Source organism: Gordonia terrae (assembly GCF_001698225.1).
Classification (GTDB): Bacteria; Actinomycetota; Actinomycetes; order Mycobacteriales; family Mycobacteriaceae; genus Gordonia; species Gordonia terrae.
The window spans coordinates 5382382-5399817 of record NZ_CP016594.1; the positions used below are offsets into that span (position 1 = coordinate 5382382).

A 17436-nucleotide genomic window follows, 5' to 3' on the forward strand; every position below is an offset into this window, starting at 1 on the left:
ATGAGCCGAACCGGCCTGGGACCGATGGACGAGTATCCCATTCACCAACTGCCGCAACCGATCGCATGGCCGGGTAACAGCGACCGCAACTTCTACGATCGCGCCTACCTCAACGCCCACGACCGCAGCGGCACCATCTTCCTCATCACCGGCATCGGGTACTACCCCAACCTCGGCGTGAAGGACGCGTTCGTCCTCATCCGACGACGCCGGGCCGACGGAACCGACACCCAGACCGCGGTCCACCTCGGTGACGCGATCGACGACAACCGGCTCGAGCAGCGCGTCGGCGACTACCGATTGTCCGTCGACGATCCGCTGCGCACGCTGCACCTGACCCTCGCCGAGACCGAGGGCATCGCCCTGGACCTGCACTGGGAGGGCCTGTTCGACGCCCTTCTCGAGCAACCCCACGTGATGCGACAGGGCGCGAAGGTCACCCTCGACGCGCAACGATTCGCACAGGTCGGTACCTGGCGCGGGTCGATCACCGTCGACGGCGAACAGATCGTCGTGGACCCGGCGACCTGGGTCGGCACCCGCGACCGCTCGTGGGGAATCCGGCCGGTCGGCGAGCCCGAACCGGCCGGCCGGCCGTCGGACCCGCCGTTTGAGGGCATGTGGTGGCTCTACATCCCGATGGCGTTCGACGACTTTCAGCTCGTCTTCATCATCCAGGAGGATCCCGACGGTTATCGAAGCCTCAACGACTGTTCGCGCGTCTGGAAGGACGGCCGCGTCGAGCAGCTGGGTTGGCCGAACGTCACCGTCCACTACGCGCCGGGCACCCGGATTCCGACCGGCGCAACCATCTCCACGACCGGGTCAGGCGGCTCGCCCGTGACGCTGGAGGTGGAATCGCTGCTCCCCGTACCCATCCACGTGGGCGGAGGCTACGGCGGCGACCCCGACTGGACCCACGGCGTCTGGCGCGGAGCGGACTTCACCGAACGTCTCACCTACGACATGACCAGCAGCGACATCATGGGACGCATGCCCTTCGGGGTCATCGATCACGTCGGACGCGCCGAATGCCGTGAGGCCGACGGCACCACCCGCACCGGCTGGGGACTCTTCGAGCACGGGGCCCTGGGCCGGCACGATCCGTCGGGATTCGCCGACTGGCTCAGCGTCGCACCGGGGTGAGTGCCGCGCTAGTCGACGACGCGAAGCCGATAACCCATGCCGCGCACGGTCTCGAGCCGATGCGAACCGATCTTGTTGCGGAGCGCCCGTACGTAGACGTCGACCACGTTCGACGCGGGATCGAAGTCGTAGCCCCACACGTGACCGAGGATCTGCTCGCGTGACAGCACCTGATCCGGGTGCCGCAGAAACACTTCCAGCAGGGCGAACTCACGCGCGGTGAGGTCGAAGGTCTCGGTGCCCACGCGCGCTCGTCGCGACTTCAGGTCCAGACGCAGGTCCCCGGCGGACAGCAGGTTCTCCGACGCGACCGCCGAATCGTCGACGAGCCGTAACCGGATGCGGGCGAGCAACTCGGCGAACTGAAAGGGTTTGGTCATGTAGTCGTTGGCCCCACCCTCGAGCCCGTTCACCGTGTCGCTCACGCTGTCCCTGGCCGTGAGGACGACGACCGGTGTCGAGATCCCCTCGCCGCGCATGGAATACAACACGTCGAAGCCGTCCATCGCCGGGAGTCCGATGTCGAGGACGACCATGTCGAAAGCGCCGCTGCGCACTGCCTCGAGCGCGGACAGTCCGTCGGACACATGCTCGGTGCTGTAACCCGCCGCACGCAGGCCGTTGCCGATGAACGACGCGATCCGCGCGTCGTCCTCCGCGATCAAGACACGGCTCATCGCCGTTCTCCTTCTCCTGGTGCCGACGACGCTGTGTCGACGTAGGTGGTCATGTCGGGGACGGGGACATCGATGCCGAACGTCGCACCGTGCCCGGGAACACTACGTACCCAGGCGATTCCGTGGTGTGCGTCGGCAATGGCCCGCACGATCGCGAGTCCCAGTCCGGCACCGGACGAGTGCTGGGGTGCCGACCCCGACCGTCCGCGCTGGAAGCGCTCGAAAATCCGCGCAGCGTCCTCCTGCTCGACACCCGGGCCGTCGTCGGTGATCCAGATGCACAGATGGCGCTGCGCTCCGATGCCGGCGAAGCGAGAACCCAACTGGATGACGGAGCCCTCGCGCGTATGCCGGACCGCATTCGAGGCGTACTGCAGCATCGCCTGGGTGATCCGCTCGTGATCGACGGTGCACGGGCCCTCGGCGACCTCCATGAGCAACCATTGCCGATCACCGAGCGGTTGCACCTTGGACTCGATGTCGAGCATCAGCTGCGCCGCGTCGGTCGGCCTGACCACCACGAAGTCGGGTTGCTCGGACTTCGCCAGCATGAGCAGATCCCCGACGATGCGCCCCATCCGCCCCAGCTCGCTGTCGACGAGGTCGAGCGTCTTCCGGCGCTCCTCCGGATCGTCGGGCAGGAGTTCGAGATGACCACGCACGACCGTGATGGGGGTCCGCAGCTCGTGGCCGGCATCGTCGACGAACTGACGCTGCGTCGTATAGGCGTCCTCGATCCGGTCGAGCATCGCATTGAAGGTCTGCGCCAGCGCGGCCACGTCATCACGCCCGATGACCGGCACGCGCGCGGTGAGGTCGTTCTCGCCGATCTCCGCGGCGACCATCCGCACACTCCGCACCGGCGCCAGAATCCGGCCGGCCACCAGGTACGCCACCCCGGTGGTGACGATCATGCCGGCGAGTCCCACGATCGCGAGGACCCGCATCGTACGGTCCACCAGTTCCCGACCGGGGTCGGTGTAGATGCCGACGATGAACGTCCCCGGTTGCGCCGACTCCGCGGCCGGATCCGCTGTCCCGGAGCCGACGGGCTCCAGATCGACCTTCCCCCAGCGGATCTCGCCGTGATCGGTCATCAACACGCCGGCCGGACCGGTCTGGGCCCGCAGCTCGTCGAGCACCCGGCGGCCCTCACCCGCGGCCGGCCAGGCGTTACCGGGGAGTTCCAGGATCTCGGTGTCCCCGACGACGCCGGCCATGACCTCGCCCTGCCCGGCCGACTGCCGAGAGAGAAACACCTCCAACAGCCGCGACACCGAGGTGAAGGGTTCGGTGGTCGTCGGGTCGACCCCCTCGGCCGCGAACGTCCGGAACTCGCTGGCCTCCTGTGCGACGTCGTGGTTCGCCCGGCTGTCGACGTCGCGGAGCAACAGATTGCGCGTCACCACGAACACCACCACCAGCAGCAAGAACGTCGTGAGCATGATCCAGGCCGTGATACGCCAACGCGCCGAGAGCGCGGGGCGCTGCCGCACACCCGCACTCTCGGCTGGATTCGGCCCGCTCGCTCCGCTCCCGGCGCCGGCTGGATTCGGCCCGCTCACTCCGCTCCCGGCGCCGGCTGGATTCGGCCCGCTCACTCCGCTCCCGGCGCCGGCTGGATTCGGCCCGCTCGCTCCGCTCCCGGCGCCGGCTGACTTCGATGTCTCGGCGTCAGTCGTCCTGGTCGTCATCGATGTCATCGTGCCAGTCGTCGCCCTGATCGTCGTCCTGGTCATCCCAGTCGTCGCTGTGATCGTCCCAGTCGTCGTCGCAGTCGTCGTCGCGCTGAGCCGATCGGGGGTCACACCAATCGTCGTCGTCGGAGTTCAGGTTCGGCGGGACGGCCCGCTGCACCGGTGCTCCGGCGGGGATCTGCGGAACCGGCGCCGGGGCCGGCGGGGTCTGGGTCGGTGGCGTCGGGCCCTGAGGCGTCTGCGACGCGACATCGACCGACACCGAGTCGGCGGCCAGGTCGGGCTCGGGCGAACGGATGAGGAAGAAGCTGGCGGTCACGACGGCGACCGCGAGCGCACCGAGGGCGAGGGTGGCGAGTACTCGTGAGATCTTCATGTCGACGACTCTGTCGGACTCCGGTGAGCCGACCATGAGTCGAAGATGAAGGTTTTTTCATCTACGAGTCGCGGGGGTCCAGGTCGCTCAGGAACTCCTCGATGCGGGGCCACGTCTGTTCGACCGCCGCGGACCCGGCGATCAGCCCCAGATGGCTGGTCTCCACGGTGGTGAAGTCCACGCGCGGCGCCCCGGCCAGGAGTTCCACCCCGTGATGAGCAGCCGCCCAGCTGACGATCGCGTCCCGGTGACTGCCGAACAGCGCGACCGGTACCGCGACGTCGGCGAGATCGACGACGCGACCGTCGAAGTCGAGCACGCCGCCGGCGAGTTCGCCGCGCATGATGAAGTTCTCCCACATCTGTTCGGACACCTTGCCCGGGTAACCGGGCATCGTCTCCTGGAACCGGTCGATGGCCTTCATCCGCACGAGGGCGTCGGTGTCGTCGGCGTTGCGCAGGATGTAACCGGGCTTCTTCAGTTCGCGCTGCCAGGCGGTGCCCCGGTAGGCCAGGCGGACGAGTGGCGCGGGAATCCCGCCGAGTGCGCGCAGCGCCAGCTTCACCGGCGTGGTGCCGACTGGTCGCATCAGGGTCTTCACCAGCGGATACGGTGGCACCTTGGCGTAGTCGAGCGGGGTGCCGACCGCCGTCACCGAGGCCAGGGGGAGGTGCGGGTTGGCCGCGGCGGTCAGCAGGCTGATGGTCCCGCCGATACTCCAGGCCAGAACGTCGACCCGCCCGGGCCCCGGCGTCACCCCGGACTCGCGGCGGTCCGCTGTGCCGTAGAAGTCCGCGACGGTCGCCGCAACGGCCTCGGGGACGATGTCGTCGAAGAAGTCGGCGAACCCCAGGTGGCGGTCGGCGCGGGTCATGTCGCCGAAGTCGAGCACGTACGGAACCCGGCCGGCACCCAGCAGGAACTGCACGACGGACAGCCCCTCGGCGAGGTCGTAACACGCGGTCGACACCGCGAGCGGCGGGATCAGCAGCACGGGCCGCCGTCCCGTACCGGCGGCTGCGATCACCTCGTCGTCGGTGCCGTACCGCCGCAGCGTGCGATGCGGTCGTCGGCGATCAGTGTGTACGGAGTCTCGTGGGACTCCCCGATCTCTCCGCCGCGTGCCAGATGAACCAGCGTCGCGACGCCGTCGAAACCGCCCACCACTACCTCCCCGTCGTCGTCCGGGGACATTCAACACACATCGTCGGAGCCCGGTCCGGGCGGGGTGCGACCGTTTGGTCCGCACCGCCGGCGGGTATCGAACGACGAGGCACCGCTGCCGTATGCGGTGCACAGAGGAGGTATACGCCATGGCCGAAGAACTCAACGGCACCACCATCGCATTCCTGGTCGCCCAGGAGGGCGCCGAGCAGGTCGAACTCACCGAACCATGGAAGTCGGTCGAGGCGTGCGGCGGAAAGCCCGTCCTGGTGTCCACCGACTCCGGGACCGTCCAGGCGTTCGACCACCTCGACAAGGCCGACACCTTTCCGGTCGACCTCACTCTCGAAGACGCGCGTGTGATGGACTTCGACGCGCTCGTCCTGCCCGGTGGTGTCGCCAACCCCGATTTCCTCCGTGCCTCGGAACCCGCCGTGCGGTTCGTGCGCAGCTTCTTCGAGGCAGGTAAACCGGTGGCAGCCATCTGCCATGCGCCGTGGACGCTGATCGAGGCCGATGTGGTCCGTGGGCGGACACTCACGTCCTTCCCGAGCGTGCGGACCGATGTGATCAATGCCGGCGGCACCTGGGTCGACGAAGAGGTCGTCACGTGCCGGGACGGGGACAACGTGCTGATCACCAGTCGCAAGCCCGACGACCTGGCAGCGTTCAACGCCGCGATCGTGGCCGAATTCGCCCACAGCAACGCCGCGACCTGACCCTCGCGCGTACAGCCCTCAGACGAGGGTCGGCGGCTCGGATTCGCGACCGGTCAGGGTGAGCAGCACTCGCTCACCCTGGCCGATCCGTGTTGCTATCGCCGTCGTGGTGGACAGTGCTGACGCGAGCACCGGCGCCGGGAGCGGTAGGTCGGCGTCGATCGCGCGGGAGATGTCGAGGCCGTGCACCGCGAGTTCGAAGGTCCGGGTCGGCAGATAATCGGACAGCATGATGCCGCCGAACGGTGTGGTCAGCGGCCGGTCACGTTCTCCCGCAAGTGCTCTGATGGCCTGGTCGCGGCGCTCGAGCACCCCCGCCCGTGGATCGTCCCCCAGTGCCAGGCCGGCGTCGACTCCGCGCTGCCGGACCGAGGCGGGGTCGCCGTATCCCTGGATGGACGCGAAATACGCTGCTGTCGAATCCAACTCGATGTCCGAGCCCGGCTCGGCCAGATAGCTGACCACGGTGGTCAGCGACCGACTCGCGTGTCCGACGAGCGATCTCAGCGACCACTCCCCCAGCCCCGGACCGTCCCATCGGTCGTCATCGATCAGGGCAACCAATTCCGTCAGATGCCGGGCGCCGGCCGTGAAGTCGTCGACCGCGCGCGACAGTGCCCCCTCGCTCATCTCCGTCAGTCCTTCGGTGTCCCGGCGGTGGTCGACGACGTGGTCCCGCTCGCGGTGGCGATCTTGCGGACACGGTCGTAGAGGAGTGCGATGGTCGCGGCGAAGACGATGACGCCGAGGATCTGGGCCCACCGCTCGAACCCGTCACCGACGATCGCCAGAGCCGAGTCGTCGCCGGTGGCCGCGACGATCCCGGCGAAGACCACACCGAAGAGCGCCTCGCCGACGATCAGACCGGTGGCCAGCAGAACACCCATCCGTTTCTTGTGTTCGACTGCGCCGCCGCTGCGTTCGGCCCACCGGTTGTAGTAGTGACCGATGAAGGCACCGATCGGGATCACCAGGACGACTGACATCGGCAGGTACATGCCCATGCCGACGGCCAGCGGTGGCAACCGGAATCGCCCTGCGCGACCGAGGAGTTCGTCGATCACGATCACCGCCGCGCCGATCAGCGCCCCGATACCGATGAGCCCCCAGTTCAGGTCCGCCCCCAGCACGCCCTGCGCAAGAGTCGTCAACAGGCCGGCCTGCGGTGCCGCGAGGGCATCCTCCGTCGCTCCCGGCGCTCCGACGAAACCGAAGGCGTCGTACATCAGCTGCAGGATCGGCGGGATCACGGCGGAGCCGAACAGCACGCCGATGATCAGGGCCACCTGCTGTTTCCACGGTGTCGCCCCGACCAGCTGACCGGTCTTCAGGTCCTGCAGGTTGTCGTTGGAGATCGTCGCGACGCCGAAGACCACCGCGGCGGTGAACAGCGTGTAGGCGATGAGCGCGTCGGTCTGCGACGCGTCCGCCGGCCCGAAGGTCAGCTTGACGAGCAGTGCAGCGATCAGTACCACCAGGATGCCGACACCGGAGATCGGACTGTTCGACGACCCGATGAGGCCCGCCATGTAACCACACACCGAGGCGACGGCCAGTCCGATGACGAAGACGAAGACGATGCTGACCGCGATGATCCCGGTGGCGTTGCCCTCCAGCACCGTGTCGTGGACGAAGTCCCACAGCAGCACCCCGATCGGGATGAGCAGCACGAGGATGCTGCCGCCGACGATGTTGATCGGCATGTCCCGCTCGGTGATGTCGACGGTCACCCCCTCACGGCGTGACCGCGACGAGACCATGGCCGCCCGGATTCCGCGCACGATCGGCCCGATGACCTTGATCAGGGTCCAGATGGCCGCGATGGCAATCGCACCGGCGCCGATGAGCCGCACGTCATTGGCGAAGATCGCGCTGACGGCGTCGGCGAGATCCTCCCCCGCCGTCTGCCCCTGGGTCTCGATGGGCAGCAGGACGACGTAGGAGATCACCACCCCGACGAGCATGGCGACACCGACGGTCACCCCGACGAGATGGCCGATGCCGATCAGCGACATCGACAGTCCGGCACTGAAGAGCGTTCCGCCCGTGCCGATCTTGATCGTCGCCGAGATCGAGTCGCTGAGCACCTTCAGTTTGGTGAGCAACGCGAAACCGGCGGACGCGACCGAGCCCAGGATGATCGTGCGCAGGCCCGCCTTGTTCTCGGTGGCGCCGCCGGCGGAATCGCCGACCTTCAGGACCTCGGCCGCCGCAACACCTTCGGGGTAGGGCAGATCGGATCCGGTGACCAGCGCGCGGCGCAGCGGAATGGAGTACATGACGCCGAGGATGCCGCCGATCGCGCAGACAGCCACCGTGATCCAGTAGGGGAATCCGGTCCACCACCCGATGATCACCAGACCGGGGATGACGAAGATGATCGCCGACAGCGTCCCGGCCGCGGACGCGATGGTCTGGACGATGTTGTTCTCCACCACCGAGTGGTTCGCGAAGTACCGCAGGATGCTCATCGAGATGACGGCCGCCGGGATCGCGGTGGCGAAGGTGAGACCCACCTTGAGCCCGAGGTAGACGTTGGCGGCGGTGAAGACCAGCGTGATGATCCCGCCGAGGACCGCGCCTCGAAAAGTCAGCTCACGTAGGTTCGCGGTGGCCGGAGGCGCAGTCGCCATCGTGTCCCTCCCAACAGTCGGGTCCTGCGACCGATGGTCGTTCGGACGGCGGATCATCCGGGCGTTCGTCGATTCACCTTAGGTCGGGGTGTCCACTCGCGCAGGGACTTCCCGAGTAGGCGGAGGTCGGTTCGCGCGTCGGGCCGAGCCGCCGCGGTACGGGTGCGTCCGCTATGCCCGTTTCTCATCGTCGTAGAGACGGCCGGTATCGCGCCGTTTCAGACGGCTCGCGTAGGGCATCATCTAGGTCATGAGCGAAGGGAAGTCGGAGCAGTCTGCCCGCACTCGCGCGCTCCTGATCGGCGCAGCCGAGAAGCTGATCGCCCTCAACGGCGTGGCCGCCGTCTCCAGCCGCCAGATCAGCAAGGCGGCGGGTCAAGGCAACAACTACGCCGTCGGACATCACTTCGGTTCCAAGGACGATCTGCTTCGCGCGACATTGACCTCGCACAACATCCCGATCGAACGGTTGCGTCGCAGATGCCTGGCCGAGGTCGGACCCGAACCGGGGGTTCGCGACTGGCTCCGCTGTCTCGTCGGGCCGGAGGTCGAGTATCTGGCGGAACTCGGCCCGCCCAGCTACTTCGCCCGGTTCTTCGCCCAGGTGTCCAGTGACCCGTCCGCGACCGTCCTGCTCTATGAGGAGACCGCACGATCGGAAGTCCTCATGACGATCCTCGACCGGTTCTACGCCACCTTGCCGACCCTCTCGGACGACGTGCTCGAGGTGCGTAACAACCTGACGCGCCACATGATCGTCAACGCGCTGGCCGACATCGAGCGCGCGGGCGAGGCCGAGGCGGGCGCTGCATCTCGGACCTGGCAGCACCAGCGCGATCTCGTCGTCGACGCTCTGACCGGGATGTGGCTCGCCCCGGTCACCCCGTGACGGTCAGATCACCGCGCCGACGTCATGGGCGACGATCCGGTCCAGTGCCCGCTCGGCCACCGCGGCGATGGTCATCGACGGATTGCATGCCGCGGTGTTGCCCGGCATGAGCGCGCCGTCGATCACGTAGAGTCCGCGCTGGCCCTCGACCCGCCCCTCGAGGTCGCAGACCGTGCCCATGTTGGCCCCACCGAGGGCATGCCAGGTCGACGGGAACACCGCGTTGGTGTCGGTGAGGATCGCGTCGGGCCCGGCGATCCGCCGAACCGTCCGATCGATGTGCTTGGTCTGGATCTCCGAATCGCCCTCGTGCGGCCATCGGATGAGCGCGTCCCCGATCGCCGAGTCGTAGGCGATGACACCACGGCCCGAGCTCACGCCGAAGCCGACCATCATCGTGGTGCCGGCGTACACCGGCAGCGGCGGGAGGGACGCCTGGATGATGGTGAACGCACTTTTCGGGTCACTCCAGTTGGGACTGCCGAAGACGACCGGGCCGCCCTGCACCTTCCCGAAGTCGATGCTCGGACTGGTCCAGGTGTAGATCCGGTCGGCGTTGGTGCCCCATCCGTGCCCCAGACCGTCCGGCAGGTCGGGCACAGTACCCGTCGCACGCGCCTTGACGAGCAACTTGGTGGTGTTCACGCTGCCCGCCGACAGGATGAGAGTGCGCGCGATCAGCTCCTTGTGCTCCAACACTTTTCCGGACTCGTCGGTGCGTTCGACGTCGAGGGACCACCGGCCGTCGGGGCGGCGTGCGACCTGGCGCACCGTGTGCAGGGTGCGGACCTGAACGCGCCCGGTTGCCTCGGCCTCACGGATGTAGGTGACGTCGACGCTGTGCTTGCCGCCGTTGTTCACACCGATGGCGCCGTCGCCGTTGGTGTAAGCGGGTTTCATCTCGCCGCGCAATTCGGCTGCGGCGTAACCCCAGTCGATCGGCATCGGGATCTTCTCCAGCCGCAGCCCTTCGGCCCGGACCCGTTTCGCGAATTGTCGCGGCGCCAGGTACTGCGGGGACCGCACCACCGAATCGGGGGCGACCGCGACCTTCAGCATCCGCGCGACCCTCGGATAGTGCACCCGGTTCATCAGTTGCCAGTCGAGCGCGTCGGGGAAATGCTCGTTGAACACCGCCTCGCTCGGTTGCAATGTCATGCCCTGGTAGACGAGGGAACCACCGCCGAGGCCGGCCGGACACAGTGCGGTCATGTTGGCACCGGAAACCGATTCGAACAGTCCCACATAGGGTTCGACGCTCAGCGGCTTGCCGAAGAGGTTCGGGGTCGACTCATGCCACAGCATTCGCTTGTCCGGACTCGACGCACGCGGAAAGGTCTCCGAGTTCGGTCCCGTCGGCCATCGCCGGCCTCGCTCGAGCAACAGGACCGGCACTCCCGCCTGGGCGAGGCGGAGCGCCGCGACGCCGCCGCCGAATCCCGAGCCGACGATCACCACGCGATGCTCTTCGCGCGTCCGCCTGATTCGTCGCGACGGGTCGGCCGACGCCCGGCCGCCACCGTTGGCCACCGCGGCCGCCGTTCCCGCGGCGGTCACCGCTGCGGCACGAAGAAAAGTCCGTCTCGTCGGAAGTGCCCCGGTCATCGTTCTCCTGTCATCAGTGCGCGAGAAGACGCTCGACGCTTCGTAATTCGGTGATCTCGAGAGACGGGGAGGAACCGGTCGCGGTCGCAGACACCGCGGGGGGACGTGCCGGGGCGTGGCCGTCGGCACACAGGATTTGCCATGGACCGGCCGCGTGTCAAGCACCACTCCGACAACCAGGAGTGATCGGCACCATGGCCGGCGAAACCCTTGACAACCCGCTCAGTCATGTGACTGAATCGTCGGCGGGCGTGGAATGGAGCCGCAGCCGGTCGACGGCCGGTGCGCGGGCGTGGTTGCGGCGGAGCCGTTCTCACGTGGACTGGGATCATTGTGGTGGTGCGACGTCGCGCCACCGGCGAGAAAGAGGGGCGGAGTTCACCGGACGGCGATGCAGCGGCGCGTTGCTACGATGACGCGACCATTTCGTCGCGGCCGGGGAGCTCAATGTCTGATCATCTGCAGGGCAAGACCATCATCATCACCGGTGCCGGAGGAGGTTTCGGCAAGGTCATCGCGCAGATGTGTGCGGCGCAGGGCGCCCATGTCGTCGGTGTCGACATCGACGCCGACGGACTCGCCGGGGTCGTCGAGGGCATCGCCGACGCAGGCGGGTCGGCCGTCGCACACGTCGCGGATGTCACCGACATGGACCAGATGAGGAGCGCCGCGGCGTCGGCGGTGGAACGCTTCGGTGCGATCGACGTGATCGTGAACAATGCCGGGGTCATGCCGCTGGCGTTCTTCGCCGACCACGAACGTGCCTGGGAGAAATGGCACAAGGCCATCGACATCAACATCAAGGGTGTCGTGAACGGCATCTCCGCGGTCTACGACCAGATGATCGCGCAGGGCCGGGGTCAGGTGGTGAACATCGCGTCGATCTACGGCAACGGCGGATTCGAGGGCTCGGGTGTCTACAGCGCCACCAAGGCTGCGGTGACGATGCTGTCGGACTCGTTGCGCATCGAGGCCAAGGGCAAGATCAAGGTCACGACGGTCAAACCCACCGGCGTCGCGGGCACCAACCTGGCGAGCTGGATCGTCAACGACCGCGCGATCCGCGGGATCGTCGGACAGCGCGCCGCGTCGTATCGCGAGCACGTCACCGAGTTGGTGCAGGGCACCCTGCCCGCCGAACTCACCGATGTCGACTCGGTGAAGTACTGGCTCATCACCCCGGAGGACCTCGCCCGGGCGGTGGTCCACGTCATCGACCAGCCGTGGGGGATCAGCCTGTCCGATGTGACGGTGCGGGCCAGCGGCGAGGACTACCTGTACTGAGCCATGCGCCCCGGCGGCCTGACTAACGTCCCGCGCCGGGGCGGCGGCGCTCGCCCCGGTACTTGCGGTGGTACTCGTCGTAGAGGTCGGAGTTCTTCTCGCGCTCGAGCTTGTTGACCAGCTCGGGATCGAGGCCGTGCTGGACCAGGCGGTGGCGCCGGTACACCCGGTTCAGCGCGATCGAGAAGAACAGGTAGGCCAGCAGGATCGGCATGGTCATCGTGATCCGGACACCCCAGTCGGCGGGGACGAAGAGCATCGGGATCAGCACGATGATGCAGGGCACCGCCCAGCGGACCACCATCCGGACGGACGCTCCGGGGCCCGCCAGATCGTCGGCCACCCAGTCGAGCATCGACTTCGGCAGACGCGCCCAGTAGGCGTACTTCACGTACTCCCAGGGATTCGGCTTGGTGCGCTGTGAGGTGGCCACCTCTCGATCGTGCACCACGTCGGGTGGTCGTCCGACGTCGCCTCCCCCACATCGGCTGGGTAATCTGACCCGCATGGGTTCGGAGATGACCGCGTCGGCCGACGACTCCCCCGGGCCGGATCCCGTCGGCACCGATCCCATCAGCACCGATCCGATCAGCGGCCTCGAAGCCGAACTCACCGACTTCTGGCGGCGGGGCCGGGTCCGCACGCGTCTGCGCGCCCGCGCCATCGACCCACGTCTCGACCCGTCGTGTTACCCGCTCATCACCGTGCTCGCCAAGCACAACTCCATGCCGATGTCGGACCTGGTCACCGCCGTCGGCATGGAGAAGTCGACGGTGACGCGTCAGATCGACGCGATCGTCCGGCTCGGGCTCGCCGAGCGGCATCCGGACCCGCGCGACGCCCGCGCCCGCGTTGTCACCCTCACCCAGCACGGTCGCGAACGCGTCGACGCGGTACTCGCCTCGGCGATCACCGAATGGCGTGCGCGGCTGGCACAGTGGGATCCCGACGACATCCGGTCGCTGACCCACCTGCTGCACCGTCTCACCGAGGCCACCAACGACCCCGAGGCCCGCGAGGGTCCTCGTTGACGGGCGTCGCACCGTCGGCGATCCTTGGCCGGTGACTCCGGACGAAGGACTGCTGCCCCTCGCGGGCATCACCGTGGTGGCGCTCGAGCAGGCTGTCGCCGCACCGCTGGCAACTCGACATCTCGCCGACCTGGGCGCCCGGGTCATCAAGGTGGAACGGGTCGGCGACGGAGACTTCGCGAGAAAGTACGACGCGGCGGTGCGCGGCGCGGTCGCCTCGCACTTCGTGTGGCTCAATCGCGGCAAGGAATCGGTCGCCCTCGACCTCAAGACCGAGTCCGGGCGCGACGCGATCCGCACGCTCATCGCCGGCGCGGACGTCTTCGTCCAGAATCTCGCGCCGGGCGCGGCCGCCCGGCTCGGTCTCGGCGCCGACGCCCTGCGTGCGGACCATCCCGGACTCGTCGTCGTCGACATGTCCGGGTACGGCGACGCCGGGCCCTATCGCGACCGCAAGGCCTACGACATGCTGGTCCAGGCCGAGGCCGGCCTCATCTCGGTGACCGGGACACCCGAGGAGATGTCCAAGACCGGCATCCCCTCCTCGGACATCGCGGCCGGCATGTACGCACTCACCTCCGTGTTGTCGGCGCTGTTACGACGCGCCACCACCGGAGTCGGCGCACGGGTCTCGGTGGCGATGTTCGACGCGACGGTCGAATGGATGGGCCATCCGATGTACATGCGGCTCTACGGCGAGCGGCAGATCGCCCGTGCCGGGCTCGGGCACGCGGCGATCGTGCCCTACGACAAGTACCCGACCCAGGACGGCGACATCCTCATCGGCGTCCAGAACGACCGCGGGTGGGACGCCCTGACCCGCGTCGCACTCGACCGCCCGGATCTCGCCGACGACGCCCGCTACCGGACCAACATCGATCGCGTCTCGCGCCGAGCCGAGGTCGACGCCGTGATCAGCGCGGAGACCAAACGCTTCACCACCGACGAACTCGACCGGCGTCTCGCCGACGCGGGCATACCCGCCGCCGAGATCCGCGACCTCGCCGGTGTCGTCGACCATCCCCAGCTCGGCGAGCGCGACCGCTGGCGCGAGGTGGACACCGAGGTCGGCCCGGTCCGCGCGCTCCTGCCGCCCCTGACCTTCGACGACGTGGAACTGGCGATGGGTCCCGTCCCGGCACTCGGCCAGCACACCGAGTCGGTGCTGCGGGAATTCGGCATCGACGTGCCACCGACCCCGTCGGCGTAGGATCGGCGGAACGGACCTGCAGCCCTCGGGTCCCGTTGTTCATGCACGGATACGACGACCTCTCGGAGGCGATATGTCCGACGATTCTCTGTTCACCACCCGGGATTCGGGAGCACCGGCGGGAAGTGACGAGCACTCCCTGACGGTCGGCGCCGGCGGCCCCATCGTCCTGCACGATCACTATCTGATCGAGCAGATGGCGCAGTTCAATCGCGAGCGGATTCCCGAGCGTCAGCCACATGCCAAGGGCAGCGGCGCGTTCGGCACATTCGAGACCACGCAAGACATTTCGGCGTACACATGTGCGGCCCTGTTCCAGCCAGGCGTGAAAACCGAGATGGTGGCTCGATTCTCGACGGTCGCGGGCGAGCGCGGCAGCCCGGACACCTGGCGTGACCCGCGCGGTTTCGCGCTGAAGTTCTATACCTCCGAAGGCATCTACGACATGGTCGGCAACAACACGCCGGTCTTCTTCGTCAAGGATCCGATGAAGTTCCAGCACTTCATCCGCTCGCAGAAACGTCGCCAGGACAACAACCTTCGCGACCATGACATGCAGTGGGACTTCTGGACGCTCTCGCCGGAGTCCGCGCATCAGGTCACCTGGCTGATGGGCGACCGGGGCATTCCCAAGACCTGGCGCCACATGAACGGCTACACCTCCCACACCTATCTGTGGGTCAACGCCGAAGGCGTGAAGCACTGGGTGAAGTACCATTTCAAGTCCGATCAGGGCGTCGAGCACCTCACCCAGCACGAGGCCGACCAGATGGCCGCCGCCGACACGGACTTCCACACCCGGGACCTGTTCGAGAACATCGCCGCGGGCAATCATCCGAGCTGGACACTCAAGGTGCAGCTCATGCCGTTCGACGACGCGGTGAGCTACCGGTTCAACCCGTTCGACCTGACCAAGGTGTGGCCGCACGGCGACTACCCGCTCATCGAGGTCGGCAGGATGACCCTGCACACCAATCCGGTGGACCACCACACGCAGATCGAACAGGCGGCATTCGAGCCCAACAACGTCGTGCCCGGTATCGGTTTCAGCCCCGACCGGATGCTGCTCGCGCGCGTGTTCTCGTATGCTGACGCCCACCGCCACCGGATCGGCGGCAACTACAAGCAGATCCCGGTGAACGCGCCGACCAACGAGGTGCACTCGTACTCCAAGGACGGCGCCATGCGGATCCACAACGTCCCGGACCCGGTCTACGCCCCGAATTCGAAGGGCGGGCCGTCCGCGCTCTATCCCGGACAGGGTGAGCCGCAATGGGCCGCGAACGGGGAGATCCTGCGCAGCGCCTACGTCGACCATCCCGAGGACGACGACTGGGGTCAGGCAGGCACCCTGGTTCGCGAGGTCTTCGACGACGAGCAGCGTGAACGCTTCGTGGACAACGTCGTCGGCCACCTCCTGAACGGCGTCTCCGAACCGATCCTCCAGCGGGCATTCGAGTACTGGCACCGCGTCGACCCCGACATCGGCGCGCGGATCAAGTCCGGGGTGACCGAGAAGCAGGACGAGTCCGACCCCAAGAAGGACGATCAGGCCAACCCCGCCCGCTCGTCCATGCAGGAGAAGGCCAAGGCCGAGAAGGCCTGATCCGCACGTCAGCCGACACCGTGGAACGCGTCCTCTCCCCGAGGGCGCGTTCTGCGTCGGTGGCGGACACACCACTAGGCTCGATGCCGTGAGTGTGCGCGCAGGCATCGTGGTCACCGGAACCGAGGTCCTGACCGGTCGGATCACCGACCAGAACGGCCCCTGGCTGTCCGAGGAACTCCTCGAACTCGGGGTGGACGTCGCCCACATCACGATCTGCGGCGACCGACCAGGCGACCTCACCGCCCAGCTTCGCTTCCTCGCCGAGCAGCAGGTGGATCTCATCGTCACCAGCGGCGGGCTCGGTCCCACCGCCGACGACCTGACGGTCGCAACCGTCGCGGAGTTCTGCGGCCGCGAGTTGCTCCTCGATCCCGCACTCGAGGAGCACATCGCCGCGATCATCCAGCGCTGGCGCGGGGTCGGGTTCGATGTCGACTCCGGCCCGACGCGGACAGGGATCCGCAAGCAGGCGCTCGTGCCGGTCGGTGCGGCCCCGGTGCCACCCACCGGCACCGCGCCGGGTGTCGTGATCCCCGCTGCCGCCGGTGTGCCGACGATCGTCGTCCTGCCCGGCCCACCCGGCGAACTCCAGGCGATGTGGCCGACCGCGATCTCCACCGCAGCCGTGGCCGACGTCCTGTCCCGGGCCGACGACCTCCGGCAGGCCACCATCCGCGCCTACGGCCTCCTCGAAGCCGAACTCGCCGAGACGCTCCGGTCTGCCGAGACCGCTGTCCCCGACTTCGATCGACTCGAGATCACCACCTGCCTGCGGCGCGGCGAGCTCGACATGGTCACCCGGTTCGCCGCCGCGGACGCGCCGGTCTATGACGCCCTACTCGAACTCCTCGTCGAACATCATGGGCGACAGATCTTCTCGACCGACGGTTCCACGATCGACGATCAGTTGGTCACCGCGCTGGGCGGAAGGTTGATCTCGACCGCCGAGTCGTGCACCGGCGGACTCGTCGCGGCCCGGTTGACCGACCGGCCCGGATCGTCGGCCTACGTGATGGGCGGTGTCGTCTCGTACTCCAACGACGCCAAGTCGGATCTGCTCGATGTCCCGGCCGAGCTCATCGCCACGCACGGGGCCGTCAGCGTCGAGGTCGCCGCCGCGATGGCCGAGGGCGCGCTCACCCGGTTCGGCACCGACGTCGCGGTGTCGACCACCGGCGTGGCCGGTCCCGGCGGGGGGACCGAGACGAAGCCGGTCGGGACCGTGTGCTTCGGCGTGGCCCTCCGCGACAGGCCCACGGTCACCGTCACCCGCAGGTTCCCCGGCGACCGCGAGCGTGTCCGCTCGCTGACCACCACCGCCGCACTGCATCTCGTCGTGCGTTCACTCGCCGCAACCACCTCTGCTTTAGAGGAGCGATAGCGACGACACCCTCCG

General features: G+C 67.8%; 15 protein-coding genes and 1 pseudogene. 8 read left to right on the plus strand and 8 right to left on the minus strand.

Annotated features, from left to right (window positions below):
- Window positions 1–1146, plus strand: coding sequence for an Rv3169 family protein (locus BCM27_RS23875; RefSeq protein WP_004020431.1), 1146 nt, complete (start codon window positions 1–3; stop codon window positions 1144–1146).
- A gap of 8 nt (window positions 1147–1154) precedes the next feature.
- On the opposite strand, the gene BCM27_RS23880 is transcribed toward BCM27_RS23875, so the two are convergent.
- From BCM27_RS23880 to BCM27_RS23895, 4 genes and pseudogenes are all read right to left on the minus strand, one after another.
- A complete protein-coding gene (locus BCM27_RS23880; protein WP_004020432.1) occupies window positions 1155–1823 on the minus strand; it encodes a response regulator transcription factor in 669 nt (222 codons plus the stop codon).
- A complete protein-coding gene (locus BCM27_RS23885; RefSeq protein ID WP_051987062.1) occupies window positions 1820–3268 on the minus strand; it encodes a sensor histidine kinase in 1449 nt (482 codons plus the stop codon). The genes BCM27_RS23880 and BCM27_RS23885 overlap by 4 nt, the downstream gene beginning before the upstream one ends.
- Window positions 3269–3497: 229 nt before the next feature.
- Window positions 3498–3896: a hypothetical protein gene (locus BCM27_RS23890; RefSeq protein ID WP_110117520.1), complete on the minus strand. Its 399-nt coding sequence runs from the start codon at window positions 3894–3896 to the stop codon at window positions 3498–3500.
- Window positions 3897–3957: 61 nt separating this feature from the next.
- Window positions 3958–5060, minus strand: a pseudogene (locus tag BCM27_RS23895) (alpha/beta hydrolase).
- A 149-nt stretch (window positions 5061–5209) separates the two neighbouring features.
- Here BCM27_RS23895 and BCM27_RS23900 point away from each other — a divergent pair.
- The gene (locus tag BCM27_RS23900; RefSeq protein ID WP_004020437.1) at window positions 5210–5779 is read left to right on the plus strand and encodes a type 1 glutamine amidotransferase domain-containing protein; all 570 of its coding nucleotides are present in this window, start codon (window positions 5210–5212) and stop codon (window positions 5777–5779) included.
- An 18-nt stretch (window positions 5780–5797) separates the two neighbouring features.
- On the opposite strand, the gene BCM27_RS23905 is transcribed toward BCM27_RS23900, so the two are convergent.
- A complete protein-coding gene (locus tag BCM27_RS23905; RefSeq protein ID WP_004020438.1) occupies window positions 5798–6409 on the minus strand; it encodes a maleylpyruvate isomerase family mycothiol-dependent enzyme in 612 nt (203 codons plus the stop codon).
- A 5-nt stretch (window positions 6410–6414) separates the two neighbouring features.
- A complete protein-coding gene (locus tag BCM27_RS23910; protein WP_004020439.1) occupies window positions 6415–8412 on the minus strand; it encodes an OPT family oligopeptide transporter in 1998 nt (665 codons plus the stop codon).
- Between the two features lie 250 nt (window positions 8413–8662).
- Between BCM27_RS23910 and BCM27_RS23915 the strand changes: the two genes are divergently transcribed.
- Entirely contained in the window at window positions 8663–9301 is a 639-nt protein-coding gene (locus BCM27_RS23915) for a TetR/AcrR family transcriptional regulator (RefSeq protein ID WP_004020440.1), read from the plus strand.
- A 3-nt stretch (window positions 9302–9304) separates the two neighbouring features.
- Here the strand turns inward: BCM27_RS23915 and BCM27_RS23920 are convergent, their stop codons facing one another.
- Entirely contained in the window at window positions 9305–10906 is a 1602-nt protein-coding gene (locus tag BCM27_RS23920) for a GMC oxidoreductase (protein ID WP_004020441.1), read from the minus strand.
- A 447-nt stretch (window positions 10907–11353) separates the two neighbouring features.
- On the opposite strand from BCM27_RS23920, the gene BCM27_RS23925 reads away from it, so the two are divergent.
- Window positions 11354–12190, plus strand: coding sequence for an SDR family oxidoreductase (locus BCM27_RS23925; protein WP_004020442.1), 837 nt, complete (start codon window positions 11354–11356; stop codon window positions 12188–12190).
- Between the two features lie 22 nt (window positions 12191–12212).
- Here BCM27_RS23925 and BCM27_RS23930 read toward each other — a convergent pair whose 3' ends face one another.
- On the minus strand, window positions 12213–12641 hold the full coding sequence (locus tag BCM27_RS23930) for a DUF5313 domain-containing protein (RefSeq protein ID WP_033204146.1): 429 nt from the start codon (window positions 12639–12641) through the stop codon (window positions 12213–12215).
- A 55-nt stretch (window positions 12642–12696) separates the two neighbouring features.
- Here BCM27_RS23930 and BCM27_RS23935 point away from each other — a divergent pair, with 55 nt between their 5' ends.
- The 4 genes from BCM27_RS23935 to BCM27_RS23950 all read left to right on the plus strand — a co-directional run bounded on the left by BCM27_RS23935 (window position 12697) and on the right by BCM27_RS23950 (window position 17421).
- Entirely contained in the window at window positions 12697–13221 is a 525-nt protein-coding gene (locus BCM27_RS23935) for a MarR family winged helix-turn-helix transcriptional regulator (RefSeq protein WP_004020446.1), read from the plus strand.
- Between the two features lie 31 nt (window positions 13222–13252).
- Window positions 13253–14431 (plus strand): CaiB/BaiF CoA transferase family protein, encoded by a 1179-nt coding sequence (locus tag BCM27_RS23940; protein ID WP_004020451.1) that lies wholly within the window; start codon window positions 13253–13255, stop codon window positions 14429–14431.
- A 73-nt stretch (window positions 14432–14504) separates the two neighbouring features.
- Window positions 14505–16037, plus strand: coding sequence for a catalase (locus BCM27_RS23945; RefSeq protein ID WP_004020452.1), 1533 nt, complete (start codon window positions 14505–14507; stop codon window positions 16035–16037).
- 88 nt (window positions 16038–16125) lie between these two features.
- Entirely contained in the window at window positions 16126–17421 is a 1296-nt protein-coding gene (locus BCM27_RS23950) for a competence/damage-inducible protein A (protein ID WP_004020453.1), read from the plus strand.
- The last annotated feature ends 15 nt before the right edge of the window (window positions 17422–17436 follow it).